We start from the raw sequence: 26,424 nt of genomic DNA on the forward strand, positions 1-26,424 counted from the left end.
GCATTAGTCATACCAATCCGTCGACCCGGATGCGGCATCGCAGCGTCTCTGCAGAGTCCGGGGCGATGTGCATGACGCCGGGCTTGGCGGCAAACTCGCCGTCGAAATCGAGCGGACTGGCGAAACCGCGCCACGGCTCGATGCACAGGAACGGCACGCCGCCGGGCTTCGACCAGATTCCAAGCTGACGAAAATGATCCCAAGTTAACTCAAGCGCCGGTCCTGTGGTTCCGACGAGGCGAACCGAACGGCTGGCCGGCTGATCGAGGATCACGGCATCGTCGTCGAACAGACGTTCGCTCAACGGGAGAACGCGCCCCTCGATCGGTGAGGGCTCCGGCCGCTCGCGCAGCAAACCTCCTGTCAGACGGCGGATCGGCGCCGGCTCCGGCTCTGCAAAGATCAGCCGATAGCTCTCCTTCGGCTGGCCGGGGAGCAGCGGCCAGTTGAAGGCGGGATGGCATCCGAACGAGGCTGGCAGAACCTCCGCGCCGGGGTTGGCAATCTCGACCGCCACGTCCAGCGCATCAGCGGTGATCCGGTAGCTCACCGTGAGACGGAAGGCGAACGGATAGTGCGCCTGCGTCGTCTCGTCGTCGGTCAGCTGCAACACGCACGACTCGGCCCCGCGCTCCAGCCAGGTGAATCGCAGGTCGCGGGCGAAGCCGTGCTGGGTCATCGGATAGGTCCGGCCGCGGTGGTGGAGCTGGTCATTCTTGAGTCGGCCGACGATCGGAAACAACCATGGCGCATGGCGCGGCCAGACGGCTCCGGCCTGCCAGAGCAACTCCAGGCCCCCGGCCGTCTTCAACGAGCACAGCTCGGCGCCATCAGCCTTGACCGAGGCGGTGATGCCGCCCGCTCCGATCATGTGGAGGTCGTCGCTCATCTGCCGTCACCCACGTCGCAAAAAGATCGCACGAGGTGATGCCGGATTGCGGCGGCAACGTCCAGGGGTGCGGTTCCTCACCTGCGCGTAGACCACCGCCACAAGCACAGGGGACGGGAATGTCGAACACGCGACCGAAGCCGAGGATGTCGCCGCGCTCATAGGGCCCGCGCTGTGTCTGAAGGGTAGGCAACCCGCGCCAAATCTTCGTGCAGGCCGCAGCTTGCCGGACCTGATCATTCGTGTACGAATGACCGAAACCGGCTTGATGCTGCGCCGCGTGCAGGCGCAAACTGCCGCAAATGCCTTGCCAGGAAAGAAGGATATCCCGATGGCCCATGACGCGCCGCAAGCAACCGGTCCCAGCAAGCTGGTCATCCGCAACATCGGCCTGATGCTGTCCGGCGCACTGGAACGGCCCATCCTGGACGCCGACACGATCGTCGCCGAGAACGGCAAGATCACGGGCATCGGCCGCTTCAAGGACGTCGACACCGAAGGCGCGACGACCATCGTCGATGCCCATGGCACGACGGTGGCGCCAGGCCTGATCGACAGCCATGTTCATCCGGTCGCCGGCGACTGGACGCCGCGGCAGAACCAGACCAACTGGATCGACTCCTATCTGCATGGTGGCGTCACCACGATGATCTCCGCCGGCGAGGTGCACATGCCCGGTCGCCCGCGCGACGTGGTCGGCCTGAAGGCGATGGCGATCTTCGCGCAGCGCGCATTCTGGACGCTCCGCCCCGGCGGTGTGAAGGTGCATGCCGGCGCGCCGGTGATCGAATGCGAGATGGTCGAGGACGATTTCAAGGAGCTCGCGGCGGCCGGCGTCAAGCTGCTCGGCGAGGTCGGCCTCGGCGGCGTCAAGGACGGCCCGACCGCGCGCAAGATGGTCGGCTGGGCGCGCAAATACGGCATCCAGAGCACCATTCACACCGGCGGTCCGTCGATCCCCGGCTCCGGCCTGATCGACAAGGACGTCGTGCTGGAGGCCGGCACCGACGTCATCGGACACATCAATGGCGGCCACACCGCCCTGCCCGACGATCAGATCCGCTGCATATGCGAGGGCTGCAAGGCGGGGCTCGAGCTGGTGCACAACGGCAATGAGCGCTCGGCGCTGTTCACCCTGCGCACCGCACGCGAGATGAACGATCTCCACCGCGTCATCCTCGGCACCGACGCGCCGGCCGGCTCCGGCGTGCAGCCGCTCGGCATCCTGCGCATGGTGTCGCTGCTGTCGTCGCTCGGCGACGTCCCCGCCGAGATCGCGTTCTGCTTCGCTACCGGCAACACGGCGCGGATGCGCGAGCTCGACTGCGGCCTGATTGAGATCGGCCGCTCCGCCGACTTCGTCATCATGGACAAGGCGCAGCACTCGCCGGCCACGACCTTGCTCGACAGCGTCCAGCTCGGCGATCTCCCGGGTATCGGCATGACCATCATCGACGGCATCGTCCGCACCCAGCGCAGCCGCAACACGCCGCCGGCCACGAAGATCCCGGAGATCGTGGCGAAGTAATATCGTCGTAAAGCGGCATACACAGTCATTCCGGGGCGCCCAAAGGGCGAACCCGGAATCCCGAGATTGGCCGGCGCTGTTCTTTCCCTCAGCTCGGGATTCCGGGTTCGTCGCTTCGCGACGCCCCGGAATGACGTGGAGGAAGGGCTACCGCAGCCGGCTCAACAACCCCAGCAGCGTCTCGCGTTCCTTGGCATCGAGCGGCGCCAGTGTCTCCTTGGAGATCGCCAGCGCGAGCGGTGCGGTCTTCTCCGCGAGCTGCTGGCCGGCGCGGGTCAGGCTGACGAGCAGCCTGCGACCATCCTGCGGGTCCGGGCTGGTTTCGGTGAGACCGCGCGCGGTCAGCCGGTCGATCACACCTTTGATCGTCGCGACATCCATCGCCGTGAACCGTCCGAGCTGGTTCTGCGAGCACGGCCCGGTTTCGACCAGCTTCGACAGTGCCGCCCATTGCGTCGGCGTCAGGTTGCTGCCGATGTCGCGCGCGAAGATCATCGTGTGGCGCTGCCAGACTTGACGCAGGATGAAGCCGATCTGATCGTCGAGCACGTAATTTGATTTCGCCGCTTTGGCCGTGGCCTTCGCAGCGGCCTTTGCCTGCGGCTTCGGCGCGGTCTTCGTTGCGGTCCTTGCCGATCGCTTCAGCGTGGCGCTCTTGGCCATATCTTCCCTCGCCTCAGATCGACAGATGCGCGTCGCGGATGTCGGGCCGCGCGTCGAGCTCGGCCATGGTGCCGGAGAAGCAGATGCGGCCGCGCTCGATGATATAGGCGCGGTCCGAGATCAGCTTGGCGAAATGCAGGTTCTGCTCGGAGACGACCAGCGAGACGCCTTCCTTCTTCATGGTCAGGATCGCATCGACCATCTGCTCGACGATCTTCGGCGACAAACCCTCCGATGGCTCGTCGAGCAGCACCAGCGACGGATTGCCCATCAGGGTACGGGCGATGGTGAGCATCTGCTGCTCGCCGCCGCTCATGCGGCCACCCGGGCGGTTCTTCATCTCGCCGAGATTGGGAAACAACTGATAGAGTTTCTCGCGCGTCCATTGCGGCGCATTGGGCCGCGGCTTCTGCCGACCGACCTCGAGGTTTTCCTCCACCGTCAGCTCGGTGAAGATGCGGCGCTCTTCCGGAACATAGCCGAGGCCGGCGCGGACGATCTCATGGGTCGGCGCGGACGAGATGTCCTTGCCCTCGAACATGATCTGGCCCTCGCGCAGCTCGACCAAGCCGACGATCGAGCGGAACGTCGTCGATTTGCCAGCGCCGTTGCGCCCGAGCAGTGCCACCACCTCGCCCTCGCCGACCTCGAGGCCGATGTCGAACAGGATATGCGCCGGACCATAGTGGCTGTTGAGACTGGCGACGGACAGCTTCATGCCGGAGCTCCCTCGCGATGATCGGCATCATACAGCAGGCCTTCGCCGAGATAGATCGCCTGCACCTCCCGGTTGGCGCGCACCTCGGCTGGCGATCCCTCGGCAATGAGGCTGCCGCGATTGAGCACGAGAATGCGGTCCGCATGCTCGAATACCACGTCCATGTCGTGCTCCGTAAAGAGGACGCCGATCGACTGCTCACGCGCGATTCCAGCCGTCAGCCGCATCAGCTCGACACGCTCGCGCGGCGCCATTCCGGCGGTCGGCTCGTCCATGAGCAGCAGCTTCGGCTGGTTGGCGAGCGCGATCGCAAGCTCCAGCCGCTTGAGGTCGCCATAGGCGAGCTCGCCGCAGGGACGCTCGGCATAGCCGGCCATGCCGACGAGATCGAGCAGGCGATCGGCTTCGTCGCGCTCGATGCCAAGCATCGGGCTCCAGAAATCGAACAGACGGCGGTGATGCGAGACCAGCGCGACCTGGATGTTCTCACGCACCGTCATGGTCGGATAGGTCGCGGTAATCTGGAAGGTGCGGCCGACCCCGAGCCGCCAGACCTCGCGCGGCTTGCGCCCGGTGGTCTCCTGCCCCATCACCGTGATGCGGCCGCTGTCCGGCACGTTCTGGCCGTTGAGCATGTCGAAGCAGGTGCTTTTCCCCGCGCCGTTCGGGCCGATCAGCGCCAGGATCTCGCCGGCCCGCAGCGTGAACGACACGTTGCGGACGGCGTGAATGCCGCCATAGGATTTAGACAGGCCTTCGACCGAGAGCATCGACACGCCGAGACTCATTATGCGCCCTCCATCTTGGCCGACAGCGAAGCCCCCTTGGGGGACACTGCGCGGCGCCGATGCATGACGGTTTCGACCACGCCCACGATGCCTTTCGGGAACACCACCACGATCAGCACGATGAAGATGCCGAGCACGAGCTTCGACCAGTCGGTCTGGCTGACCAGCCAGATGTTGAGCGCCTTGTAGACGATGGCGCCGAAGATCGCGCCGGGCACCGTCTCGACGCCGCCGAGCAACACCATCACGAGCGCATCGACCGAGAGCGAGATGCCCATATTGTCGGGAAAGACGCTACCTTTCAGATACGCGAACAGCGCGCCGCCGATGCCGGCCGTGGTGCCGGCGATGATGAAAGCGGTCCACTGGATGCGCTTGCCGTTGATGCCGATCGACTCGCTGCGCAGCGGCGAGTCGCGCATGCCGCGCAAGGCGTAGCCGAACGGCGAGAAGGTGATCAGGCGCAGCACGCTGACGACGAACGCGGAGACGCCGAGCGCGAGCCAGTAGAAGTGCGACGGCGACGCGGCCCATTTCTCCGGCCAGAGACCGAGAATGCCATTGTCGCCGCCGGTCACGGCCACCCATTGGAACGCGATCGACCAAACGATCTGGGCGAACGCCAGCGTCAGCATCGCGAAGTAGACGCCGGAGAGCTGGACCGCGAAAGCACCAAACACGGCTGCGCCGAGCGCGCCGAGCAGCGGGCCCAGCAAAAGGCAGACGATCATCGGCAGCCCCACCATCTTGGCGAGGAAGGCGACGCCATAGGCGCCGAGGCCGAAATAGGCGGCGTGACCAAACGAGGCGAGCCCGCCGACCGCCATCAGGAAATGCAGCGACGCCGCGAAGATCACGAAGATCGCGATCTCGGCGCCCACGGTCAGCGCGTAGTTGCCGGCGATGAAGGGCAGCATCGCCGCCAGCGCCAGAGCGACGAGGGACGCCAGCCGCTCGACCGAGCTCAGCGGGCGCCAGGGAATGACGGTGAGGCCCGGCGTGCGGCGCGCCGGCGCCTCCTTCTTGCCGAACAGGCCCCAGGGACGGACCACCAGAACCACGGCCATCACCAGGAACACCAGGATCAGCGAGATCGTCGGAAAAATGAGAATGCCGAACGCATTCAATTCGGACACCAGCACGGCGGCAACGAAGGCGCCGAGGATGCTGCCGAGGCCGCCGATCACGACGACCACGAACACCTCGACGATGATGCGCAGATCCATCGCGTGATGGACCGCGTCACGCGGGATCTGCAGGGCGCCGCCGAGCGCGGCCAGGAAGACGCCGACCGCAAACACCGAGGTGAACAGCCATTTCTGGTTGACGCCGAGCGCGGCCACCATGTCGCGGTCCTGCGTCGCCGCGCGCACCAGGATGCCCCAGCGGGTGCGCTGGAACAGCAACCACAGCACCCCGAGCACGATCGGACCGAGCGCGATCAGGAACAGGTCGTAGCTCGGAATGTTCTGGCCGAAGAAATCGACCGCACCTTTCAATCCTGGCGCGCGGCGGCCGACCAGGTCGTCCGGCCCCCATATCAGCACAACGAGATCCTCGACCATCAGCGTCAAGCCGAAGGTCGCGAGCAGCTGGAACAGCTCCGGCGCGTGATAGATCCGGCGCAGCAGCACGATCTCGACGAGCACGCCGACGGCCGCGACCGCGAGCGCTGCCACGACGATGCCGCCCCAGAAGCCGAGCGGACCGGACAGCCTCTCAGTGAGCGAAAAGGCCACATAGGCGCCGAGCATGTAGAACGCGCCATGGGCGAAATTCACGATGCGGGTGACGCCGAAGATGATCGACAGTCCCGACGCCACCAGGAACAGCGAGGCTGCACTGGCAAGGCCGGTCAGGAACTGGACGAAATAGAAGGCCATGGGCGGTCCGCGTGAGGAGATCGTCGAATCGATGAGCCGCGTTTGCGCTCGGCGCTCCCTCAGAGAGCTGGCGAGCAAGCGTGGGGTGAGGGATCTCGGCCCGAACCTGCAGATCAGGCGTCGTATTCCCTCACCCCGCCCGCTCTCCCCCTGCGGGAGAGGGAGAAGCAGGATCGTGTGGATCAGTCCTTCGGCCGGAGCTTGCCGACCTCCGCGTCACCAGGCAGGTAGTCCGAGCCCTTGCGATAGACGGCGTCGACCATGATGCCCTTGCCGTCCTTCAGCGCAGTCTTGCCGACGTAAGCGCCGAGCGTCGACTGGTGATCGATCTTGCGGAACGTGATTTCACCGAAGGGCGACGGCACCGACAGTCCCTCGGCCGCGGCGATCAGCTTGTCGGTATCGGTCGAGCCGGCCTTGGCGAGGATGGCGGCTGCCGACTTGATGGTCTGGTAGCCGACGATCGAACCAAGCCGCGGATAGTCGTTATATTTGGCCTGATACGCCTTCAGGAACGCGTCGTGCTCGGGCGTCTTGATCGAATACCAGGGATAGCCGGTGACGATCCAGCCCTCGGGCGTCTCCTCCTTGAGCGGATCGAGATATTCCGGCTCGCCGGTCAGGAAGCTGACGACCTTGCGGTCCTTGAACAGGCCGCGGGTGTTGCCCTCGCGGACCAGCTTCACGAGATCGGCGCCGAAGGTGACGTTGAGGATCGCCTCCGGATTGGCGGCGGCGACGGCCTGCACCACCGGACCGGCGTCGATCTTGCCCTGCGGCGGCCACTGCTCGTCCACCCACTGGATGTCGGGCCGTTTCTCCGACAAGAGCTTCTTGAACACCGCGACGGCCGACTGGCCATATTCATAGTTCGGCGCAATGGTGGCCCAGCGCTTGGCGGGAAGCTTGGCGGCCTCCTCCACCAGCATCGCCGCCTGCATGTAGTTCGACGGACGCAGGCGGAAGGTGTATTTGTTGCCCTTCGCCCAGGTGATGGCGTCGGTCAGCGGCTCTGCCGCCAGGAAGAAAACTTTCTTCTGGTTGGCGAAGTCGCTGACGGCGAGGCCGATGTTCGACAGGAACGTACCGGCGAGCATCGCCACGTTCTCGCTCGACACCAGCTCGTTGGCTGCGGTCTGCGCGTCAGCCGGCTTGCCGCTGTCGTCCTTGGAGACGACGACGAGCTTCTTGCCGTTGATGCCGCCGGCCGCATTGATCTCCTCGACCGCGAGCTGCCAGCCCTTGCGATAGGGCTCGGTGAAGGCCGGCAGCAGCGAATAGCTGTTGATCTCGCCGATCTTGATGACGTCCTCGGCGCGCGCCGCGCCCGTCAATCCCGCGACGGCAAGGCCCAGGCCTGCCGCAAGCATCGTTCTCCGTCGCATCCCTTCAGCCTCCATGTTGAGTCGAATTACCGTAGACCGTCCTCGCCCTTGATCTCGGCGACCGTGAGCCCGCCGACGCGCGGCAGCGGACGGCCGCTGTCGGTGACCGCGAGCGCGACCATGATCTCATTGGCGCGCGGCGCGTCGTTGATCTGCACCTCCATGCCATCGAAATGACTGCGCACGAAGGCCGCATCTTTATGGCCGAGCGGAATGTCGAGCGTGCAGCCGACGCCGCCGCGCTTCTTCGACGACGGGATCAGCGCCGCGCCCTTGCCGAGTACCTTGCGCACCGGCGCGCCCATTTTCGGATGCAGGATCGCGGCCGCATGCTCCAGCTCGCCGTCGCTGCCGACGGCGGCCGCCTTGCCGTAGCTGTGCGCGGCCGGCCCTTCGATGCCGAGCGCGGCCACGGCGCGCTTGGCCAGCATCTCGCCCAGCTCCTCGCCGATCGCAATCAGAGGCGACAGGTCCTCGACATAGCGGCCGGCAAACGGATTCTCGATCACCGCCACTGCCGCAGCCCGCCGCGTCGGCGGCGAGACGGACCGGCCCATCTCCTGATGGACTTCCTCGACCACGGTCACGATCTTTCTGATGACGGCGCTCATCGATGATCCTTCGTGTTCCTGCACATCATGCATCAAACCTCACGCCGCCGCCGCTCGCAACTGCGGCCGACGAACGATCTCGATCGCGCGCGGACCGACAACGCGAATGTTGCCGCGAAGCTGCAGAACGGCGCCTTCGATCAGACCGGCCGACAGCAGCGACTGCCCACGATGCTCGCCCGCGGCCAGCGCTTCGGCAACCTCGACATCACGGAGCTCTCCGACCTCGCATGTGACGAGGCGATCACCGAGATCGGTCTCCGGTTGCAACTCGCAGGCGGGTCGGCGAAGCACGGCCGGATGACCCGGAAGATCGACCGCGTTGCCGATCACCGTCGCCGCCGCATCCGCCTGCGCCGCGCTGCGCGCGAGTACCGTCACCGCGTCGGCAATGCCCAGCGAGAAACTGCGGCCGTGGCGGCCCGACGTGGCGACGCCGCCGATCGCATCGGCAGCACGAAGCGTCATCCTGCGCATCACACCTGCGCCGTCGGGACGGTCCATCAGCCCGACGCTGAAGGTGGCGGCATCCCGCAGATGGAGTGCGATGTCACCGCCATTGTTGACATAGGCCCGCGTCAGATTCGTCGCGCCGCGCATGGCGCCGAGGATCTCCTCGGCCACGCTCCCGGCAACCGCGGCCATCGGCGTGATGAACATTTCGCGGGCGAACGGCGACACGGCCGCATGCATCCGCCGCGCGACGACACCTTTCAATGGGCATCGATCGTGATCGGCGCCCCTGCGCAGATCGGACAGTTCCACACACAGCTCGTCCAAGAGACCCGTGAAACGCTCGACCGCCGCCCGATAGGCCGCGCGGATATCACCATCGACCGCGTCGGCGCCGATGATCAGATCGATCGGGCCGTCCTGCAGATGCAGCCGCCGGTCGGGCAACAAGGCGATCTGTGGCTGCCGGGTCATGCACCCGGCCTCGGCCACGGCAGTTGGCGAATGTCCTTGCTGACATCCTTGAGCGAAGCGAGCGGCTGGACGTAATCCATGTGCCCGCCGAGCGCCGCATAATCCGATAGCCTCAGCGTAAACTCGATCGGCGCGACGATCGCCGGCGTCGGCACATAGCCGAAGGCGCCGGCCGGCATCTGGGTCACGTCGACCATATAGGTGATGCCGCCGCCCGGCCAGACATAGACCGGCGCACCGCCGCTCGTCACCCGCGTCAGCGTATCCTTGACCGAACGCGTCAGCCGCACCGGATTGTCGGTGACGCCGGCGCGCAGCGAGCCGCCGGCACCGGCCATGAACAGCACGGTGCACAGCGCCGGCTCGCAGTTCTCCTGGATGCGCTCGACCGAGAACTGCAGCTCCGGCGGCATCTCGCGCTGCACCGGCCTGAGCGTCTCGTCGAGCACGTAGTATCCGGCATGCTCGCCCGTCGTGGACACCATCAGCAGCGTCGTTCCCGGCTTCGCCGTCTTGGGATCGAATGGCCCGAGGATCGACAGCGGATCGGAGATGTCGGTGCCGCCCCAGCCGGTTCCGGGCTGCGCCACCTGGAAGTAGCGGCCCGGCGTCGAGCGTCGCCCCTTCATCTTGATGCCTGTCGCGGGAATGTCGAGCAGCTTGCCGGCCTGGTGCTCTGACAGCACGCCGGTGATGTGATCATCGACCACGACGACCTCGTCGACCTTGCCCTGCCATTGCTTGGCGAACATGCCGATCGTGGCCGAGCCGCAGCCGACGCGCATGCGCTCTTCCTTGACGCCGTTGACGATCGGGGGCTGCCCCGCCTGCACGATCACGCTGGAGCCGCCGTCAACCACGAGTTCCACGGCCTTGCGGTTGCTGAGGTCCATCAGCGCGTCACAGGTGACACGCCCCTCCTTCTTGGAGCCGCCCGTGAGATGATGCACGCCGCCGAGCGACAACATCTGCGAGCCGTATTCGCTGGTCGTGACGTGACCGACCGCTTCGCCGTCGACGCGCACCGTCGCCGCTTCCGGGCCGAGATAGCGGTCGGTGTCGATCTTCACCTTGACGCCGCAATAGCTGAAGATGCCCTCGGTCACGACCGTGACCATGTCGACGCCATCAACGACCGATGACACGATGAACGGCGCCGGCTTGTAGTCGGGATAAGTGGTGCCGGCGCCGATCGCGGTGACGAACAGCTCCGGCTGATGCACGATCTTGCCGTCCCAGTCGCCGCTCGCCTGGAACGGCACCAGCTTGCCGCCATGCGACACCGTGCGCTCCAGCAGGATATGCGGATCGACGCGCACCAGCACACCGTCCTGATTGGCATAGCGGTCGCAGGCGCCTGCCGCGCCCGGCTTGATGTAGCACATCACCGGGCAGGCATCGCAGCGGATCTTGTCCCCTGCACCGTCGCTCGCCGTCTCAGTCACCATGCAGAGAAGCCCATCTTGAAGCGGAGTTGGCGGCAGCCATCCACGCGCCGCGGCAATTCGTTCGTATACGAATGATGTCGCGCCCCTCCGCCGACTGTCAAGCGCCACCGCGAACGAAAAGCACGATTGCCGGATAAACGATCAGTTTGCCCTGCACAATGACGACAAATCGTGCATACGCTGCAGCGCAATACGTGCCACTTGCATGTTAGTATACAAACGATACGCTCGGAGCGATCACTATCGCATCCTCGTTAACGATAGCATAGCGGACGACAGAAGGGCATGACGCCAGCAACGATTCGGCTGACCGTGAACGGACGGACGCATGACGTCGCGGCCGCGCCGGACACGCCCCTGCTCCATGTGCTGCGCAACGACCTCGCTCTGAACGGTCCGAAATACGGCTGCGGCCTGGGGGAATGCGGCGCCTGCACCGTACTGATCGACGGCCGCGCCGCCCGCTCCTGCGTCATTCCGGTGGAAGGCTGCATCGGCCGCGACGTCACCACGCTGGAAGGACTGGGCTCGCGCGAGGCGCCCGATCCGGTGCAGCAGGCCTTCATCGCCGAGCAGGCCGCGCAATGCGGCTACTGCCTCAACGGCATGATCATGACGACCAAGGCGCTGCTGGCGATCAAGCCCGATCCGTCACCCGACGAGATCAAGCAGGCGCTGCGCTACAATCTCTGCCGCTGCGGTGCGCATGTCGAAATCCTCCGCGCGGCGATGCGCGCGGCCGGCCACACGCTCGAGGCGCTGGACTGATGAACGATCGCCTCACCAAGAACGCCGACACGCCTCGCGGCTGGCTGGTTGTCGAACGTCCCATCGCCGGCAACGATGGCCAGTTCGAAACCTTCATCCGGATCACGGCGGCAGGCGAGGTCTCCGCCTTCAACGGCCATGTCGATCTCGGCACCGGCATCCGCACCGCGCTGGGACAGATCGTCGCAGAAGAGCTCGACGTCTCCTTCGCTCGGGTCGTGGTCGTGCTCGGGGACACCGCGGTCGTGCCGAACCAGGGCGCGACCATCGCCAGCGAGACAATTCAGATCACCGCCGTACCCCTGCGCAAGGCGGCGGCGCAGGCGCGCGCCTTCCTCTTGGCGCGGGCGGCGACGCAGCTCGACCTCGACGTTCAGGACTTGACGGTCGAGGACGGACTGGTCCGCGGGCCCAACAACCGCGTCCTCAGCTATGGCGAGCTGATCGGCGATGAGACGATCCGCCTCGAGCTCGCCGACGATATCCTCGTCAAGTCGGTGAACGACTATCAGGTCGTCGGCCGCTCGGTGCCGCGCGTCGACCTGCCGGCGAAGGCGACCGGTGAGCTCACTTACGTGCATGACGTTCGCGTCCCCGGCATGCTACACGGCCGCGTCGTGCGTCCGCCCTATGCCGGCGTCGATGCCGGCCCCTTCATCGGGACCAGCCTTCTTGGCGTCGATAGGGAGTCAGTGCGCGATGTCCCTGGCCTGGTCGACGTCGTCGTCATCGGCGACTTCATCGGCGTCGTCGCCGAGCGCGAGGAGAATGCGATCCGTGCCGCCGAGCGCCTCGAGGTGAAATGGAAGCCGGTGCCGACCCTGCGCGACCTCGACGATGTCGAGAACGCACTGCGGGCCAATCCGTCCGAGCCGCGCCGGCTGCTCGACAAGGGCGATGTCGATGCCGCCATCGCCGGCGCCGCCAAGCCGATGCGGAGGACCTATCTCTGGCCCTACCAGATGCACGGCTCGATCGGGCCGTCGTGCGCTGTCGCCGACTATCGCGACGGGCAGATCCGCATTTATTCCGGCACGCAGAATCCGCACATCCTGCGCGGCGATCTCGCCAAGCTGATCGACTGCCCCGAACACCAGATCGAGCTGATCCGCCTCGAGGCCGCCGGCTGCTACGGCCGCAACTGCGCTGACGACGTCACGGCCGATGCGCTGCTGCTGTCGCGTGCGGTCGGCCGCCCGGTGCGGGTGCAATTGTCGCGCGAGCAGGAGCATCTGTGGGAGCCCAAGGGCACCGCGCAGCTGATGGACGTCAATGGCGGCCTCAATGCCGACGGCTCGGTCGCGGCCTATGAGTTCGCCACGCGCTATCCCTCGAACGGCGCGCCGACGCTGGCGCTGCTGCTGACCGGGCGCATCGGACCGGAGCCTGCGGTGTTCGAGATGGGCGACCGCACCGCGATCCCGCCTTACGACTATGAGCACATGCGCGTCACGGCGCATGACATGCCGCCGATCGTGCGTGCGTCCTGGATCCGCGGTGTCTCGGCGCTGCCCAACACCTTCGCGCACGAGTCCTACATCGACGAGCTCGCCGCCGAGGCCGGCGTCGACCCGATCGAATACCGGCTGCGCTATCTGAAGGACGAGCGCGCACGTGATCTCGTGAACGCCGTGGCCGAGCGCGCCGGCTGGACGCCGCGCCCCGTGCGGGAGGAGAAGACGCCTGAGAACGGCGTCGTCCATGGCCGCGGCTTCGCCTACGCGCTCTACGTCCACAGCAAGTTTCCCGGCTACGGCGCGGCATGGTCGGCGTGGATCGCCGACGTCGCCGTGAATACGACCACCGGCGATGTCAGCGTCACGCGGGTCATTGCAGGCCAGGACTCCGGCCTGATGATCAATCCCGACGGGGTACGCCACCAGATCGAAGGCAACGTCATCCAATCCACCAGCCGTGCGCTGATGGAGGAGATTCCCTTCACGCGCGGCAAGGTCGCGGCACGGGAATGGGGCGCCTATCCGATCATCACCTTCCCCGACGTGCCTGAGATCGACGTGCTGATGCTGCCGCGGCCGGATCAGCCGCCGCTCGGCGTCGGCGAGTCCGCGTCCGTGCCCAGCGCCGCCGCGATCGCCAATGCGATCTACGACGCCACCGGCGTCCGCTTCCGCGAGCCGCCATTCACGCCGGAGCGCATCCTGAAAGGCCTGCGCGGCGAACGGGCGGAGACGCCGGCGCCGCAGTCGCTGCCCGCCCCCGAAAGACCGGCGACCACGTGGCCCAAGCCCTTTGCCAAGCGGGGCGGCGTGATCGCCACCGCCGTCGCGGCCTGCGCCGCGGCGATCGGCGTCGCCACCGCCGTGTTGCCCTGGCGCGCCATCGCGCCGATCACGCGCCCCGATCCCTCGGTCTATTCCGCAGCGACGATCGCGCGAGGCGAGGCGCTCGCGGCGCTCGGCAATTGCGCTGTCTGCCATACCGCGGATGGCGGCCTGATCAATGCCGGCGGCCGCGCACTGGAGACGCCGTTCGGCACGCTGTTCAGCACCAACATCACGCCCGACGTCGAGACTGGCATCGGCGCCTGGTCCTATCCCGCCTTCGAGCGCGCGATGCGCGAGGGCGTGCATCGCGACGGCCGGCAGCTCTATCCGGCGTTTCCCTACACGCATTTCGCGCGAACCGATGATGCCGACCTGCAGGCGCTCTACGCCTACCTGATGGCACAGGCGCCAGTGAGACAGCAGGCGCCTGACAACGCGCTGCGCTTCCCATTCAACCTGCGGCCGCTGGTCGCCGGATGGAACGCTCTGTTTCACGACACGCAGCCGTTCCGGCCCGATCCGACACAATCGGAGCAGTGGAATCGCGGCTTCTATCTCGTCGAAAGCCTCGGCCATTGCAGCGCCTGTCACTCGCCGCGCAACGCGCTCGGCGCCGAGCAGCGCAACGCACATCTGGCTGGCGGCTTCGCCGATGGCTGGGAAGCCCCTGCGCTGACCGCGCTCTCGACTGCCCCGATCCCGTGGACCGAGGACGAGCTCTACACTTATCTGCGCTCGGGGCAATCGCGCTTCCATGGTGTCGCGGCCGGTCCGATGGCGCCGATCGTGAAGGATCTCGCGACGCTGCCCGACGCGGACATTCGGGCCATGGCGATCTATCTCGCCTCGTTCCAGACGCCCTCGCCCGAGGCAGCGAAGCTGGAGGCGATGGCCGCGGAGTTGGAAGCGCGCACCAAGGCGACCTCGACGGCGTCTCCGGCGGCACGGCTCTATCTCGGCGCCTGCGCGGTCTGTCACGAGGTGGGCGGCCTGCCGCTGTTCGGCAGTCGGCCCTCGCTGGCGCTGAACAGCAACCTGCACAGCGCCACACCCGACAATCTGATCCAGGTGATCCTGCACGGGATCATGAAGCCGGTCTCGTCCGATCTCGGCTACATGCCGGCGTTCAAGGACCATCTCAGTGACGTCCAGATCGCCGAACTCGTCGCCTATCTTCGTCAGCAGTTTGCTCCGGACAAGCCGGCCTGGACGGGCGTCGACGCCGCCGTCGGTCGCATCAGATCCACCGTGGCGCAGTGAGGCTGAGCATGCTCCGTCTGCGCCCGGCGCCCCGACCACCACCCTGACGCGCATTCGGGCACCTCGTTGCCAGTAATTTCGCCTTGCGGCAGACGGTCTGCCGCTTCTAGAATTTGGGACTACGTTCCAAAAAATGGAACAAACGGTATCATCATGAGCGCTCTGACTAACGCCATCGACATCCTGCGCTGTTTCTCGACCGCGCGGCCCGACCTCTCCTTTGCCGACGTCCAGGTCCTGACCGGCAAGCCGAAAAGCTCGACCTCCCGCCTGCTCCGCTCGCTGCGCGATTGCGGCCTGCTCGAGCAGGATCCGCACAGCCGCCGCTACCGGCCGGGCCTGCTCACCTTCGAGCTCGGGCGGCTGCACCGGGCCCATGACGACCTGATCGCCACCGGCGAGCGCGAGCTGCGCGATGTCTGCGCGCGCACCGGCCACACCGGCTACATCGCCGTGCTCGACGGCTATCAGCAGGTGGTGCTGCGCATCGTGCCCGGCTCCAACCCGCTGCGCGTCGTCAACCCGCCGGGCCAGCGCACGCCGGCCATCATCACCTCGAACGGCCGCGCCATGCTGGCGCGTCTGACAGACCAGGAGATCCGGGCGCGCGTGCCGCTCGACTACCCGAAGGTCCCGGCCAACTCGCCGCAGAACTTCACCGAGCTGATGGCGCGGCTGAACGAGATCCGCCGGACCGGCATCTCGGACGCCGCCGACGAGGCCATCGAGGGCGTCGGCTCGCAGGGCTTTGCGCTGACGAGCGGCGAGAGCGGTGAGCTGATCGGCATCGCCGTCTCCTACTCGGTCCAGGCCACCACCGAGATCGAGCGTGCCAATGTCCGCCGCGAGCTCGGCAGCATGGCCGCAAAGCTGCGGCGCATGACCGGCGATCCGCTCGGCCAGACCATCGAGCAATTGGCCGGACTGGCCTCCTGATGACGAGCAGCAGCGCGCCGCGCGTCAACAGCCTGGCGCTGTTGATCCTGCCGAGCGCGCTGCTGTTTGCGTTGTTCTTCTTTCTGCCGATCGGATTGATGGCGGTGATGAGCGTCCTGACCGGCAACCCCGTGGTCATGCCGAACGTCGCCCTCACAGCCAGGCACTATGCCCGCATGGGCGATGACGGCTACTATCTTGAGGTGATCTGGACCACGATCCGGATCGGCCTCTGGACGACGCTCGCCGCGCTCGTGATCGGCTACCCGCTCGCGCATTGGATGGCGCGGATCAAGAGCCGCACCGGCCATGCGCTGCTGCTGATGGCCGTGCTGGCGCCGATGCTGACCGGCATCGTGGTGCGTACCTTCGCCTGGATGACGCTGCTGTCCGACAAGGGTGTCATCAACCAGATCCTGGCCTCGCTCGGGCTGGTCACAAGGCCGTTGCAGCTGATGTACAATGAGACCGGCATCATCATCGGCCTGGTCCACATCTATGTGCCTTTCATGGTGCTGACGCTCACCGGCGTGATCGGCCGCATCGACGAGCGGCTGGAGCAGGCGGCGGAGAATCTCGGCGCCAGCCCATGGCGCGCATTTCTCGAGGTCACCCTGCCGCTCAGCCTGCCCGGCATCCTCGCCGGCTCGCTGCTCGTCTTCGCGCTCGCGATCAGCGCCTATGTCACCCCGATCCTGCTCGGCGGCTTCCAGGTCATGACCTTGCCGATCCTGATCTACCAGCAGATCTCCGCCAACTTCAACGTCGGCTTCGCGGCTGCGCTCGGCATGGTGCTGCTCATCATTTCGCTCTCGCTCGTCATCGCGTATAATCACGTGCTCGGCCTCGTTTCGGGCCAGCGCGAGCTGCAATGAGGGCGCAGATGACGAGCTTTGCTCCGGGATCGCGGCCGCCGCTCGCTGCGCCAATCGGTCTGGTAGCCACACCTGCCCTTCGCAGCAAGACGCGGCCGCTCCGGTGGGGCCGCAGGCTCTATCTCGCCGCCAACACCGCCATCCTCGTCTTCCTGCTGGCGCCGATTGCGATCGTGATCGTGTTCGCGCTCAACCCGACGCCTTTCATCCAGTTTCCACCAGTCGGCATCTCCTTTCGCTGGTTCGAGAAATTCTTCGCCTCGGGCGACTTCATGCACGCGCTGCTGTTCAGCATCGAAGTCGCGGCCATGACCACGGTCGCGGCCACCGTGCTCGGCGCCTCGGCCGCGCTGGCGATCGCCCGCGGCAACCTGCCCGGCTCCCGGCTGATCGTGGCGACCATGCTGTCGCCGCTCATGCTGCCGGCGATCCTGACCGGTCTTGCGCTGTTCCAGTCCTACGTACTGCTCGACGTCGGACGCCCGGTGTGGGGGCTGGTGGCTGGTCACACGCTGGTGACGATTCCCTACGTGGTGCGGACCACGCTCGCCGTGCTGCACAATTTCGATGTCAGGTTGGAGGAAGCCGCGCAGAATCTCGGCGCCAGCCCCACCCGGACCTTCTTCGAGATCACGCTGCCGCTGGTGAAGCCCGGCGTTCTGGCAGGCGCGATCTTTGCTTTCATCGTCTCGTTCGACCAGTTTCCGGTGTCGCTGTTCCTGGTCGCGCCGGGCAGCGAGACCTTGCCGATCACGCTGTTCAACTATCTGAAGTTCGATCTCGACGGCACCATCGGCGCGGCCTCGGTGGTCTCGATTCTGCTCGCCTTCATCGTCGTCATCGCGCTCGACCGCACCGTAGGTCTTCGCTCCTACGTCAAACTCTAAGGGAGATCCCGGACATGACCGCCTCATCGCGTCGTTTTCCCCTGAGCCGCCGCCGCCTGCTGACCGCGGCTGCGTCGCTCGGCGCCGGCGTTGTCGCTGCTCCCTTTGTCGCGCATGCGGACGAGCCCGTTCTCAACGTCACCGGCTGGGGCGGCAAATGGGGTGACGTGATGAAGGCCGAGATCGGCCCGGCCTTCGAAAGCGAGTTCAAGTGCAAGCTCAAGACCGACACCGCGCTGCCATTCCTGCCGAAGCTGCAGGCGAGTTCGCGCTCGGCTCCCATCTACGACGTGCTGCACACCAACTCCAACGAGCAGTGGGCGGCCGTGGAGATGGGTCTCGTCGAGCCCAAGGTCGACCCCAAGCTGGTTCCGAACATTGCCGACGTCTACCCTTACGCCGTCAGCGACAAGATCGTCGGCGTCTGCATCTTCACCAGCGCCATCGGGCTCGGCATGCGCACCGACAAGGGCTATGGGAGCGTCACGTCGTGGAAAGACTACTGGGGTGCGAAATTCAACGGCGCGCGCGGCGGCTATGTGATCCCTGCCAATAGCCTTGGACAGGCGTTCGTGATGATGTGCGGCGCGCTGTATGGCAAGGGCCAGACCGACCTCGACGCCGCCTATGCAGCGCTGGAGAAGCTGAAGCCGATCAAGCTGGTCGACTTCACCGGCGCGATGGAGAAGCTGATCCTGTCCGGTGAGGTCGGCCTCGGCATCCTGCATGATTCCGGCATCTATCGTTACGACGGTCAGAACCAGCCGGTCGACTTCGTCACGCCGAACGAGGGCGTGCTGTCGCTCGAGCAAGTGCTGAGCATCACGCCCGGCAGCAAGGTGAAGGAGCTCGCCAACGCCTATATCAACTACATGCTGCGCCCCGAGGTTCAAAAGCGCCTCGCTGAGACCGTCTGGTATTCGCCGGCCAACAAGAAGGTCAAGCTCGACTCCAAGTATGACGCCAAGCTGCTGACGACGCCGGAGAAGGTCGGCAAGCTGATCCAGGTCGACTGGAAGTGGTACAACGCACGGAAGGACGAGATCGACAGCCGGGTCAACCGGATCTTCCGCGCATGAGCGCTGCCATCGAGATCGCCGCGGTCAGCAAGATCTATGACGGCGGCGTACGCGCAGTCGACTCGGTTGCCGTGAACATCAGGCCTGGCGAGTTCTTTTCGCTGCTCGGCCCGTCCGGCTGCGGCAAGACCACCACCCTGCGCATGATCGCCGGCTTCGACAGCCCAAGCGCCGGCGAGATCCGCCTCGACGGCGCCGACATCACCCACGTGCCGGCGCACAAGCGCGACATGGCGATGGTGTTCCAGAACTACGCCCTGTTCCCGCACCGGACCGTGGCCGAGAACGTCGCCTTCGGCCTGCGCATGCGCAAGATCGACAAGGCGACGATTGCCGCGAAGGTGAAGGCAGCGCTGGCGATGGTTGAACTCGGAGGCCTGGAGAACCGCAGGCCGGCGCAACTGTCCGGCGGCCAGCAGCAGCGCGTCGCGCTCGCCCGCGCCATCGTCATCTCGCCGCGCGTGCTGCTCTGCGACGAGCCGCTCGGCGCGCTCGACAAGAAATTGCGCCAGCAGATGCAGTTCGAACTCAAGCGGCTGCAGAAGACGCTTGGCCTCACCCTCGTGTTCGTCACCCACGACCAGGAGGAGGCGCTGGCCATGTCGGACCGCATCGCGGTCATGAACGCCGGCCGCGTCGAGCAGATCGGCACCCCGCTCGAGATCTACGATCAGCCGCGGACGCGTTTCGTTGCCGATTTCATCGGCGACACCAACATTTTTCGTGGTCAGCGCGTGACCTTGGACAATGGCGTCGGGATAGCCGTCGGCAACGGTCTGGTGCTGGCCCTGGCGGACACAGTTGCAGCAGCCGAGGCCGAGGTTCTGTCGGTCGCGCTGCGGCCGGAGAAGATATCGGTATCGCCAGCCGAGGTGGCCGATGCCAAGCGGACAGGCATGTCCGCGCGCGGCACAGTCGAGAGCACCAATTTCCTCGGCGGCGCGGTGCTGTACCGCATCGCCCTGGAGTGCGGACAGCACGTGCTGGCGCAACAGCCGAATTCCGGAGCTGGTCCTCTCCACGCGCCGGGTCAAACGGTCACGCTCGACTGGCGTCCGGCCGATCTCGTCATTCTCGAGGATTGATATTGTGAGCGTTATATTCCTATTCCCGCAGCAGTACCGTGCGCCGCAGTCACAGAGCGACGTCGAAGAGCTTGTGCCGTGAGCGCAGCCGGCATGAAGACGATCAGCCTCGACGACATCGAGGCGCTCGCGGTCGGCGCCTGGATCCTCGGCACCGGCGGCGGCGGCAGTCCCTATCTCGGCCTGCTCAACCTGCGCCGGCTCTATGCGGAGGGGCGTCGCGTGCAGATGATATCGCCGCTCGACCTCGCCGACGACGACTGGGTCGCGGTGGTCTCCAACATGGGCGCCCCCTTGGTCGGGCAGGAACGGCTGGCCGACAGCCGCAGCATCGCGCGTGCGGTGCGCATGCAGGAGGAGATCAACGGCATCACATTTCGCGCCGTGATGTCGGTCGAGATCGGCGGCGGCAACGGCATGCAGGCGCTGATGGCGGCGGCGCATCTGAACATCCCCGTGGTCGACGCCGACTGCATGGGCCGCGCCTTTCCCGAGGCGCAGATGACGTCGGTCGCGATCGGCGACCTCAAGCCCTATCCCTGCACGCTCTACGATCCGCGCGGCATCGAGGCCGTCGTGACCAAGGTGCCGAGCTGGAAGTGGATGGAGCGCGCCAGCCGCAAGATCTGCGTCGAGATGGGCTCGATCGCCTCGACCAGCAAGGCGCCGCGCACGGGCCGCGAGGTCAAGGACTGGGGCATCCATTTCACGACCACCAAGGCGATCGCGATCGGCCGTGCGGTCGAGGCAGCGAACCGGAGCCACCAGGATCCGATCGCGGCGATCCTCGATTGCGAGGGCGGCCAGCGGCTGTTCAGCGGCAAGATCGTCGACGTCGAGCGCCGCACCACCGAGGGCTTTCTGCGCGGCAGCGCCGTCGTGGAGGGCAGCGACGACGATCGCGGCACCCGGCTCAAGCTGTCGTTCCAGAACGAATGGATCGTGGCTTGGCGCGATGGCGAAGCCATCGCGATGTCGCCAGACCTGATCTGCGTGCTCGACAGCGTCAACGGCCACGGCATCGGCACCGAGACGGCGCGCTACGGCCAGCGCGTCACCGTGATCGCGCTGCCCGCGCCCGCCGTATTGACCAGCCCGCGCGGGCTCGAATTCGTCGGCCCCCGCGCCTTCGGTTACGACCTCGATTTCCGGTCGCTGTTTGCGACCCCTGGAGCTCCCTGAGAATGAAGCGGATTGGCATTGACGTCGGTGGCACCAACACCGACGCCGTCCTGATTGCCGACGACCATGTCGTCCACTCCGTCAAGGCTGCGACCACCGCCGACGTCACCTCCGGCATCCTCGCGGCGCTGAAGGCGCTGCGAGAAAATCCCGCGGCGGCCGTGCCGGTCGACGCGGTGGTGATCGGCACCACGCATTTCATCAATGCGGTGGTGCAGCGGCGGCACCTGCAGAAGATCGGCGCCATCCGCATCGGGATGCCCGCCTCCGCCTCGCTGCCGCCGTTCTGCGACTGGCCGGGCGATCTCGCCGCGCTGGTCAGCGGCGAGACCTTCATGCTCGAAGGCGGCCACGATTATGATGGCCGCCCATTCATGCCGCTCGACATCGGCGGCCTGAAAGCCGCCGCGCGCGCGATCAAGGCCAAGGGCCTGCGCGCGGTCGCGGTCGCCTCGTCGTTCTCGCCGCTCGACCCGAGCTGTGAGATCGCGGCGCGGGAAATCCTCGCCGAGATCTGCCCTGATGTGGCCGTCACGCTCTCGCACGACCTCGGCCGCATCGGACTGCTGGAGCGCGAGAACGCCGCCCTGCTCAATGCCGCGCTCCACGACCTCGCGGTCACGACGGTCGCCGCCTTCCGCAAGGCGATCGCGGAGTCCGGCATCGATGCGCCGCTGTTCCTGACGCAGAACGACGGCACCGTGATGCAGGCGGAGATCGCGACCGCCTTCCCGGTCATGAGCTTCGCCTCCGGCGCCACCAACTCGATGCGCGGCGCCGCGTATCTCTCCGGCCTCGACGACGCCATGGTCGTCGACGTCGGCGGCACCACCAGCGACATCGGCCAGTTGCGCCACGGCTTTCCGCGCGAGGCCAACACCGTCGTCGAGGTCGGTGGCGTCCGCACCCTGTTCCGCATGCCCGATTTGCTCTCGATCGGGCTCGGCGGCGGCAGCCATGTCGAGCAGGATCCGGTCCGCGTCGGCCCGCTCAGCGTCGGATACCGGCTGACATCCGACGCGCTGGTGTTTGGCGGCGACCGCCTGACCGCGACCGACATCGCGGTCGCGGTGGGGCTGATCGACATCGGCGACCGATCGCGCGTCGCGCATCTGCCGAAAAGCCTGATCGACGCCGCGCTCGCCGACGCCCACCGCAAGCTCGAGGGCGACATCGACCGCATGAAGACCGAGGCCGGCGACGTGCCGCTGCTCGCGGTGGGCGGCGGCGCCTTCCTGGTGCCGGAGCGCCTTGCCGGCATCTCCACCATCGTGCGCGTCGACCATGGCGACTGCGCCAACGCGGTCGGCGCCGCCATCGCCCAGGTCTCCGGCGAGGCCGACCAGGTCTTCCGCGACCTGACCCGCGACGAGGCCATCGCGGCGGCGCGGGCCATCGCCGAGGAGCGCGCGGTGCAGGCCGGCGCCGACCGCGACACGCTCAAGACGGTCGATGTCGAGGACATGCCGATCGCCTACCTCCCCGGCAACGCGCTGCGCGTCCGCGTCCGCGTCGCCGGCGCCATCGCCGAGCCGACCATCGGCGCGGCGGCGTAGTCCATCGTCGCTACGCCAGCTCGGCGATCCGCTCGACCCCGGCCTCCGCGCCCTGCGCCTTGGCCGCCGCCATCGAGCCGCCGAGGTCGATGCCGCGGCAGGCGTTGTCGATGACGATGGCCGCGAAGCCGAGCCGCCGCGCATCGACCGCCGAATAGTGCACGCAGAAATCGGTGGCGAGACCGACCAGGAAAACCCGCTTCAGGCCGCGCTCGCGCAGGTAGCCGGCGAGGCCCGTGGGCGTGGTCTTGTCGTTCTCGAAGAACGCCGAGTAGGAATCGATCGCGGCACGAAAGCCCTTGCGGATGATGAGCTGCGCCTTGTCGGTCGCAAGCTCGGCATGGAAGGCGGCGCCCGGCGTGCCCTGGATGCAGTGGTCCGGCCACAAGGTCTGCGGCCCGTAGGGCATCGTGACGCTCTCGAACGGCGCCTTGCCGGGGTGGCTCGAGGCGAACGAGCTGTGTCCCGCCGGGTGCCAGTCCTGGGTCAGGACGACGTGATCGAACATCCCGCTCAGCCGGTTGATCGCCGGCACCACGGCATCGCCGTCGGCCACGGCGAGCGCGCCGCCGGGACAAAAATCGTTCTGCACATCGATGATGAGCAGCAAATCCTCGTTGGCCCTGATCTGCATTCCGGTCTGCATCCGTTTCACTCAAACTCCATCAAGGATGGCCCCAGCCCGCGGCGATCTCAAGCCGGGCCGCCGAATAATCCGCGGCAAGCCAGCCCCTCCATTTTGGAATCCCTGCCCTGCAGGACGGGCCTGGAAACGCCCGCCGATTCATGGATTCTCCCGGCGGGAGAGCGTGGCCGATGCAGACTGCCGTCACACACCATTCCGCGAGCCAGCGTCTCGAGCGCTGGGCGGTCGCCACCCTGCGCGAGGCCGGCGCGATCGTCGAATGCGAACAGCACGGCTGGATGCGCGAGCGCGGCGACCCGCATGCGCTGGCGCGGGCGCTTCGCATCGCACGCGACGATCCGCCACGCGGCTTGTGTAGTTCGGACGCGCTCGCGGCGATCGAGGCCGTCCTGGCCGCGACCGGCGACACCTGCCCTGATTGTTCACGGCACGGAGAGCCGGAATATCCGCCGTGATTCAAATAAGTGATTCCGTAGCTACCCCGAGATGCCCTAGCCTGAGGCCTCCACCGGGAGACGCAATCATGCCGAATCATCCGGTCCCGTGGCTGCTGCGCAAGCCATGCCCGACCTGCGGCCGTGCGCTCGCGGTTCGCGAGGGCAAGGGCGGGCGCCGCGAGCTTGCTTGTCCGACCTGCGATGGGCCCGATCCGCTGCACTCGCCCAAGGCGCTCCGCTGGGCGAGGGGATCGCTTCGGCCGCCGGAGCGGCCGAAGCAGCATTGACGTCACTGGCGCGTCAGCTTGCGCTCGACTTTCTTGCGGCTGTTGCCGACCTTCTTGACCGCCTTCTTCACCGCGGACGCCGAGCGGCCGCTCTTCTTGGCTTCGTAGCGGACTTCGTGGTCCTGTCCACCCGCGACGCGGGCGCGATCCTGGTTGCGTCCGCGCGCTGACTTTGCGGTCGAGGCTTTCTTCTTCGTTGCCATGGTGCATCTCCTTATCAGCGCGCAACGCACGACGCAGCGAAGCGGTTCCGCCGATGAGAGAGCCCCATCGCATCGATCAGCCGAGGTCGAACTTGACGCCCTGCGCCAGCGGCAGGCTGCGGCCGTAGTTCACGGTGTTGGTGGCCCGGCGCATATAGGCCTTCCATGAATCCGAGCCGGACTCACGGCCGCCGCCGGTCTCCTTCTCGCCGCCGAACGCGCCGCCGATCTCGGCGCCCGAGGGGCCGATATTGACGTTGGCGATGCCGCAATCGGAGCCGCGCGACGACACGAACAGTTCGGCCTCGCGCAGATCATTGGTGAAGATCGACGACGACAGCCCCTGCGGCACCGCATTGTGCAGCTCGATCGCGGCATCGAGATCGCGATACGGCATCACATAGAGAATCGGCGCGAACGTCTCGCGCTCGACCGGACCGGATTGCGATTCGATCTCGACCAGGGCCGGCCGCACGTAGTACGCCTCCGCAAAGCCGCCGACCGCGACGCGCTCGCCGCCGAACACGCGGCCGCCGTGATCCCGCGCGGCGCTCAGCGCGTCCTGCATGGCGTCGTAGGCGCCGCGATCGATCAGCGGGCCGATCAAGGTGCCCTGCTCCAGCGGATTGCCGATCGCCACCGAGGCGTAGGCCTGCTTCAGCCGCGGCACGAGCTGGGTGTAGACGTCGGCATGCACGAACAGGCGGCGCAGGCTGGTGCAGCGCTGGCCCGCGGTGCCCATCGCCGCGAACGCCACGGCGCGCAGGGTGAGATCGAGGTCGGCCGTGGGCGTGACGATCGCGGCATTGTTGCCGCCGAGCTCGAGGATCGCGCGGGCAAAGCGGCCGGCAAGACAAGCGCCGACGACGCGCCCCATGGCGGTCGATCCGGTCGCCGACACCAGCGGTACCCTGGCATCGTCGACCAGCATCTCGCCGACCGCGCGGCCGCCGAGCAGCAGGCCGGCGAGCCCCTCCGGCGCCTCGCCGCCCTCGCGGCGATAACGCTGCAGCGCACGCGCCAGCAGCGCGTCGGTCGCGAGCGCGGTGAGCGGCGTCTTCTCCGACGGCTTCCAGACGACGCTGTTGCCGCACACCAGCGCCAGCGCCGCATTCCAGGCCCACACCGCCACGGGGAAGTTGAAGGCGGAGATCACGCCGGTGACCCCCAGGGGATGCCAGGTCTCCATCATCCGGTGCTCGGCGCGCTCGGTGGCGATGGTCAGGCCATAGAGCTGGCGTGACAGGCCGACGGCGAAGTCGCAGATGTCGATCATCTCCTGGACCTCGCCGAGCCCCTCGGAGACGATCTTGCCGGCCTCGATCGAGACCAGGCGGCCGAGCGCGGCCTTGTGGGCGCGCAGCTCCTCGCCGAACAGCCGCACCAGTTCGCCGCGCTTCGGTGCCGGCTTGAGCCGCCACTGCAAGAACGCGGCATGCGCGCGCGCGATCACCGCGGTCGCATCGGCTCTGCTGTCGTCATGCACATGGGCCAACACCTCGCCGGTCACGGGCGAACGGGCGGCGCGCGTCCCACCGCGCAGCCGCTCCGGCGCGACGCCGAGCGAGGTCAGGATCTCGGCCGTTTCGACAACGAGTGTCAGAGGCGATGCTTGGCTGGGCGACATATGCAACTCCGGATTGTCCCACGCACCGGTGCACGCGAGACGTCATGAATGGTCCATCGTAAACGCCCCCGTGTAGATCAAATCCGGCTGCGGCGCGAGCACCCGCGCGCTGGGCAAACGACCACTGGGCAGGTGGCTCGTCGGCGCACGGAGGCGTCCTCCCGCTCGTTCTGTTTCGCGCGCGCCGGCTCAGCCTTCTGGCGCGCATCGGCGAGATCCCGCGACGCAACGCGCCCGGGCTGATGGGATCGACGATCCCTCGCGAAACACGAGGGCGCGGGGAATGCCGGGAGCTGGCCGCCCCCATGGCCCGCCTGCGGAAAAAAATGCAGGCGGCAGGAACCACAGGTTCAGCCGAGACATCCGGCGGGCTCAATCGGTGGTCGCAACACCAAGTGTTTTCATTCGTGACAGCAGCTCGTCAAGCGCTTCTGCTGGAGTTTTCCATCCTAGCGTCTTTCTCGGTCGGGA

General features: G+C 66.7%; 24 protein-coding genes. 12 read left to right on the forward strand and 12 right to left on the reverse strand.

What is annotated here, in order from left to right; translation table 11 throughout:
- Positions 1 to 7: 7 nt before the first annotated feature.
- On the reverse strand, positions 8 to 889 hold the full coding sequence (locus tag ACQR0W_RS03675) for an aldose 1-epimerase family protein (RefSeq protein ID WP_316171890.1): 882 nt from the start codon (positions 887 to 889) through the stop codon (positions 8 to 10).
- Positions 890 to 1,220: 331 nt separating this feature from the next.
- On the opposite strand from ACQR0W_RS03675, the gene ACQR0W_RS03680 reads away from it, so the two are divergent.
- Entirely contained in the window at positions 1,221 to 2,417 is a 1,197-nt protein-coding gene (locus tag ACQR0W_RS03680) for an amidohydrolase family protein (protein ID WP_315752147.1), read from the forward strand.
- A gap of 147 nt (positions 2,418 to 2,564) precedes the next feature.
- On the opposite strand, the gene ACQR0W_RS03685 is transcribed toward ACQR0W_RS03680, so the two are convergent.
- The 8 genes from ACQR0W_RS03685 to ACQR0W_RS03720 form a co-directional block, all read right to left on the reverse strand.
- Positions 2,565 to 3,080 carry a MarR family winged helix-turn-helix transcriptional regulator gene (locus ACQR0W_RS03685; RefSeq protein WP_315752079.1) on the reverse strand — a complete coding sequence of 172 codons (516 nt, stop codon included), beginning with the start codon at positions 3,078 to 3,080 and terminating at the stop codon, positions 2,565 to 2,567.
- A 13-nt stretch (positions 3,081 to 3,093) separates the two neighbouring features.
- Entirely contained in the window at positions 3,094 to 3,798 is a 705-nt protein-coding gene (locus ACQR0W_RS03690) for an ABC transporter ATP-binding protein (protein WP_315715507.1), read from the reverse strand.
- Entirely contained in the window at positions 3,795 to 4,586 is a 792-nt protein-coding gene (locus ACQR0W_RS03695) for an ABC transporter ATP-binding protein (protein ID WP_316171888.1), read from the reverse strand. Before ACQR0W_RS03695 ends, ACQR0W_RS03690 begins: the two co-directional genes overlap by 4 nt.
- Complete coding sequence (locus tag ACQR0W_RS03700; RefSeq protein WP_316171887.1) at positions 4,586 to 6,469, reverse strand: ABC transporter permease; 1,884 nt, start codon at positions 6,467 to 6,469, stop codon at positions 4,586 to 4,588. The genes ACQR0W_RS03695 and ACQR0W_RS03700 overlap by 1 nt, the downstream gene beginning before the upstream one ends.
- A gap of 182 nt (positions 6,470 to 6,651) precedes the next feature.
- Positions 6,652 to 7,854, reverse strand: coding sequence for an ABC transporter substrate-binding protein (locus tag ACQR0W_RS03705; RefSeq protein ID WP_315752083.1), 1,203 nt, complete (start codon positions 7,852 to 7,854; stop codon positions 6,652 to 6,654).
- Between the two features lie 26 nt (positions 7,855 to 7,880).
- The gene (locus ACQR0W_RS03710) at positions 7,881 to 8,465 is read right to left on the reverse strand and encodes an amino acid synthesis family protein (protein WP_315715503.1); all 585 of its coding nucleotides are present in this window, start codon (positions 8,463 to 8,465) and stop codon (positions 7,881 to 7,883) included.
- A gap of 39 nt (positions 8,466 to 8,504) precedes the next feature.
- Entirely contained in the window at positions 8,505 to 9,392 is an 888-nt protein-coding gene (locus ACQR0W_RS03715) for a UPF0280 family protein (RefSeq protein WP_316171886.1), read from the reverse strand.
- On the reverse strand, positions 9,389 to 10,840 hold the full coding sequence (locus ACQR0W_RS03720; protein WP_315715501.1) for a 6-hydroxynicotinate reductase: 1,452 nt from the start codon (positions 10,838 to 10,840) through the stop codon (positions 9,389 to 9,391). The genes ACQR0W_RS03715 and ACQR0W_RS03720 overlap by 4 nt, the downstream gene beginning before the upstream one ends.
- A 285-nt stretch (positions 10,841 to 11,125) precedes the next feature.
- On the opposite strand from ACQR0W_RS03720, the gene ACQR0W_RS03725 reads away from it, so the two are divergent.
- The 9 genes from ACQR0W_RS03725 to ACQR0W_RS03765 all read left to right on the forward strand — a co-directional run bounded on the left by ACQR0W_RS03725 (position 11,126) and on the right by ACQR0W_RS03765 (position 22,753).
- Entirely contained in the window at positions 11,126 to 11,608 is a 483-nt protein-coding gene (locus ACQR0W_RS03725) for a (2Fe-2S)-binding protein (protein ID WP_315715500.1), read from the forward strand.
- A complete protein-coding gene (locus ACQR0W_RS03730; protein ID WP_315828065.1) occupies positions 11,608 to 15,153 on the forward strand; it encodes a molybdopterin cofactor-binding domain-containing protein in 3,546 nt (1,181 codons plus the stop codon). The genes ACQR0W_RS03725 and ACQR0W_RS03730 overlap by 1 nt, the downstream gene beginning before the upstream one ends.
- Before the next feature lie 153 nt (positions 15,154 to 15,306).
- Positions 15,307 to 16,089 carry an IclR family transcriptional regulator gene (locus ACQR0W_RS03735; RefSeq protein WP_316171885.1) on the forward strand — a complete coding sequence of 261 codons (783 nt, stop codon included), beginning with the start codon at positions 15,307 to 15,309 and terminating at the stop codon, positions 16,087 to 16,089.
- Complete coding sequence (locus tag ACQR0W_RS03740) at positions 16,089 to 16,964, forward strand: ABC transporter permease (protein WP_315715497.1); 876 nt, start codon at positions 16,089 to 16,091, stop codon at positions 16,962 to 16,964. Before ACQR0W_RS03735 ends, ACQR0W_RS03740 begins: the two co-directional genes overlap by 1 nt.
- 8 nt (positions 16,965 to 16,972) lie before the next feature.
- A complete protein-coding gene (locus ACQR0W_RS03745; RefSeq protein ID WP_316171884.1) occupies positions 16,973 to 17,851 on the forward strand; it encodes an ABC transporter permease in 879 nt (292 codons plus the stop codon).
- A gap of 14 nt (positions 17,852 to 17,865) precedes the next feature.
- The gene (locus ACQR0W_RS03750) at positions 17,866 to 18,930 is read left to right on the forward strand and encodes an extracellular solute-binding protein (RefSeq protein ID WP_316171883.1); all 1,065 of its coding nucleotides are present in this window, start codon (positions 17,866 to 17,868) and stop codon (positions 18,928 to 18,930) included.
- Positions 18,927 to 20,015, forward strand: a complete 1,089-nt coding sequence (locus ACQR0W_RS03755) for an ABC transporter ATP-binding protein (RefSeq protein ID WP_316171882.1) — start codon at positions 18,927 to 18,929, stop codon at positions 20,013 to 20,015. Before ACQR0W_RS03750 ends, ACQR0W_RS03755 begins: the two co-directional genes overlap by 4 nt.
- A 78-nt stretch (positions 20,016 to 20,093) precedes the next feature.
- Positions 20,094 to 21,197, forward strand: a complete 1,104-nt coding sequence (locus tag ACQR0W_RS03760) for a DUF917 domain-containing protein (protein WP_315828060.1) — start codon at positions 20,094 to 20,096, stop codon at positions 21,195 to 21,197.
- Positions 21,198 to 21,199: 2 nt separating this feature from the next.
- A complete protein-coding gene (locus tag ACQR0W_RS03765) occupies positions 21,200 to 22,753 on the forward strand; it encodes a hydantoinase/oxoprolinase family protein (protein ID WP_316171881.1) in 1,554 nt (517 codons plus the stop codon).
- A 10-nt stretch (positions 22,754 to 22,763) separates the two neighbouring features.
- Here the strand turns inward: ACQR0W_RS03765 and pncA are convergent, their stop codons facing one another.
- Entirely contained in the window at positions 22,764 to 23,399 is a 636-nt protein-coding gene (gene pncA / locus ACQR0W_RS03770; protein ID WP_315752148.1) for a bifunctional nicotinamidase/pyrazinamidase, read from the reverse strand.
- Between the two features lie 170 nt (positions 23,400 to 23,569).
- On the opposite strand from pncA, the gene ACQR0W_RS03775 reads away from it, so the two are divergent.
- Both ACQR0W_RS03775 and ACQR0W_RS03780 read left to right on the forward strand, forming a co-directional pair.
- On the forward strand, positions 23,570 to 23,854 hold the full coding sequence (locus ACQR0W_RS03775; RefSeq protein WP_315715490.1) for a hypothetical protein: 285 nt from the start codon (positions 23,570 to 23,572) through the stop codon (positions 23,852 to 23,854).
- Between the two features lie 68 nt (positions 23,855 to 23,922).
- Complete coding sequence (locus tag ACQR0W_RS03780) at positions 23,923 to 24,123, forward strand: hypothetical protein (protein ID WP_315715489.1); 201 nt, start codon at positions 23,923 to 23,925, stop codon at positions 24,121 to 24,123.
- Between the two features lie 2 nt (positions 24,124 to 24,125).
- Here ACQR0W_RS03780 and ACQR0W_RS03785 read toward each other — a convergent pair whose 3' ends face one another.
- Together ACQR0W_RS03785 and amaB are read right to left on the reverse strand one after the other, a co-directional pair.
- Positions 24,126 to 24,326, reverse strand: a complete 201-nt coding sequence (locus ACQR0W_RS03785; protein ID WP_315715488.1) for a DUF3606 domain-containing protein — start codon at positions 24,324 to 24,326, stop codon at positions 24,126 to 24,128.
- Positions 24,327 to 24,402: 76 nt separating this feature from the next.
- Entirely contained in the window at positions 24,403 to 25,953 is a 1,551-nt protein-coding gene (gene amaB / locus ACQR0W_RS03790) for an L-piperidine-6-carboxylate dehydrogenase (protein WP_315752091.1), read from the reverse strand.
- Positions 25,954 to 26,424 lie beyond the last annotated feature (471 nt).

The organism is Bradyrhizobium sp. HKCCYLRH1034, from assembly GCF_051168375.1.
GTDB lineage: Bacteria > Pseudomonadota > Alphaproteobacteria > Rhizobiales > Xanthobacteraceae > Bradyrhizobium.

What these genes read in the sequence shown, in the direction of transcription:
- ACQR0W_RS03755 (WP_316171882.1), top strand. Translation starts at nt 18,927, where the DNA reads ATGAGCGCTGCCATCGAGATCGCCGCGGTCAGCAAGATCTATGACGGC.
- ACQR0W_RS03690 (WP_315715507.1), bottom strand. Translation starts at nt 3,798, where the DNA reads ATGAAGCTGTCCGTCGCCAGTCTCAACAGCCACTATGGTCCGGCGCAT.
- ACQR0W_RS03745 (WP_316171884.1), top strand. Translation starts at nt 16,973, where the DNA reads ATGACGAGCTTTGCTCCGGGATCGCGGCCGCCGCTCGCTGCGCCAATC.
- ACQR0W_RS03720 (WP_315715501.1), bottom strand. Translation starts at nt 10,840, where the DNA reads ATGGTGACTGAGACGGCGAGCGACGGTGCAGGGGACAAGATCCGCTGC.
- ACQR0W_RS03750 (WP_316171883.1), top strand. Translation starts at nt 17,866, where the DNA reads ATGACCGCCTCATCGCGTCGTTTTCCCCTGAGCCGCCGCCGCCTGCTG.
- ACQR0W_RS03780 (WP_315715489.1), top strand. Translation starts at nt 23,923, where the DNA reads ATGCCGAATCATCCGGTCCCGTGGCTGCTGCGCAAGCCATGCCCGACC.
- ACQR0W_RS03695 (WP_316171888.1), bottom strand. Translation starts at nt 4,586, where the DNA reads ATGAGTCTCGGCGTGTCGATGCTCTCGGTCGAAGGCCTGTCTAAATCC.
- ACQR0W_RS03785 (WP_315715488.1), bottom strand. Translation starts at nt 24,326, where the DNA reads ATGGCAACGAAGAAGAAAGCCTCGACCGCAAAGTCAGCGCGCGGACGC.
- ACQR0W_RS03685 (WP_315752079.1), bottom strand. Translation starts at nt 3,080, where the DNA reads ATGGCCAAGAGCGCCACGCTGAAGCGATCGGCAAGGACCGCAACGAAG.
- pncA (WP_315752148.1), bottom strand. Translation starts at nt 23,399, where the DNA reads ATGCAGACCGGAATGCAGATCAGGGCCAACGAGGATTTGCTGCTCATC.
- ACQR0W_RS03715 (WP_316171886.1), bottom strand. Translation starts at nt 9,392, where the DNA reads ATGACCCGGCAGCCACAGATCGCCTTGTTGCCCGACCGGCGGCTGCAT.
- amaB (WP_315752091.1), bottom strand. Translation starts at nt 25,953, where the DNA reads ATGTCGCCCAGCCAAGCATCGCCTCTGACACTCGTTGTCGAAACGGCC.
- ACQR0W_RS03775 (WP_315715490.1), top strand. Translation starts at nt 23,570, where the DNA reads ATGCAGACTGCCGTCACACACCATTCCGCGAGCCAGCGTCTCGAGCGC.
- ACQR0W_RS03765 (WP_316171881.1), top strand. Translation starts at nt 21,200, where the DNA reads ATGAAGCGGATTGGCATTGACGTCGGTGGCACCAACACCGACGCCGTC.
- ACQR0W_RS03740 (WP_315715497.1), top strand. Translation starts at nt 16,089, where the DNA reads ATGACGAGCAGCAGCGCGCCGCGCGTCAACAGCCTGGCGCTGTTGATC.
- ACQR0W_RS03735 (WP_316171885.1), top strand. Translation starts at nt 15,307, where the DNA reads ATGAGCGCTCTGACTAACGCCATCGACATCCTGCGCTGTTTCTCGACC.
- ACQR0W_RS03730 (WP_315828065.1), top strand. Translation starts at nt 11,608, where the DNA reads ATGAACGATCGCCTCACCAAGAACGCCGACACGCCTCGCGGCTGGCTG.
- ACQR0W_RS03705 (WP_315752083.1), bottom strand. Translation starts at nt 7,854, where the DNA reads ATGCGACGGAGAACGATGCTTGCGGCAGGCCTGGGCCTTGCCGTCGCG.
- ACQR0W_RS03700 (WP_316171887.1), bottom strand. Translation starts at nt 6,469, where the DNA reads ATGGCCTTCTATTTCGTCCAGTTCCTGACCGGCCTTGCCAGTGCAGCC.
- ACQR0W_RS03725 (WP_315715500.1), top strand. Translation starts at nt 11,126, where the DNA reads ATGACGCCAGCAACGATTCGGCTGACCGTGAACGGACGGACGCATGAC.
- ACQR0W_RS03680 (WP_315752147.1), top strand. Translation starts at nt 1,221, where the DNA reads ATGGCCCATGACGCGCCGCAAGCAACCGGTCCCAGCAAGCTGGTCATC.
- ACQR0W_RS03675 (WP_316171890.1), bottom strand. Translation starts at nt 889, where the DNA reads ATGAGCGACGACCTCCACATGATCGGAGCGGGCGGCATCACCGCCTCG.
- ACQR0W_RS03710 (WP_315715503.1), bottom strand. Translation starts at nt 8,465, where the DNA reads ATGAGCGCCGTCATCAGAAAGATCGTGACCGTGGTCGAGGAAGTCCAT.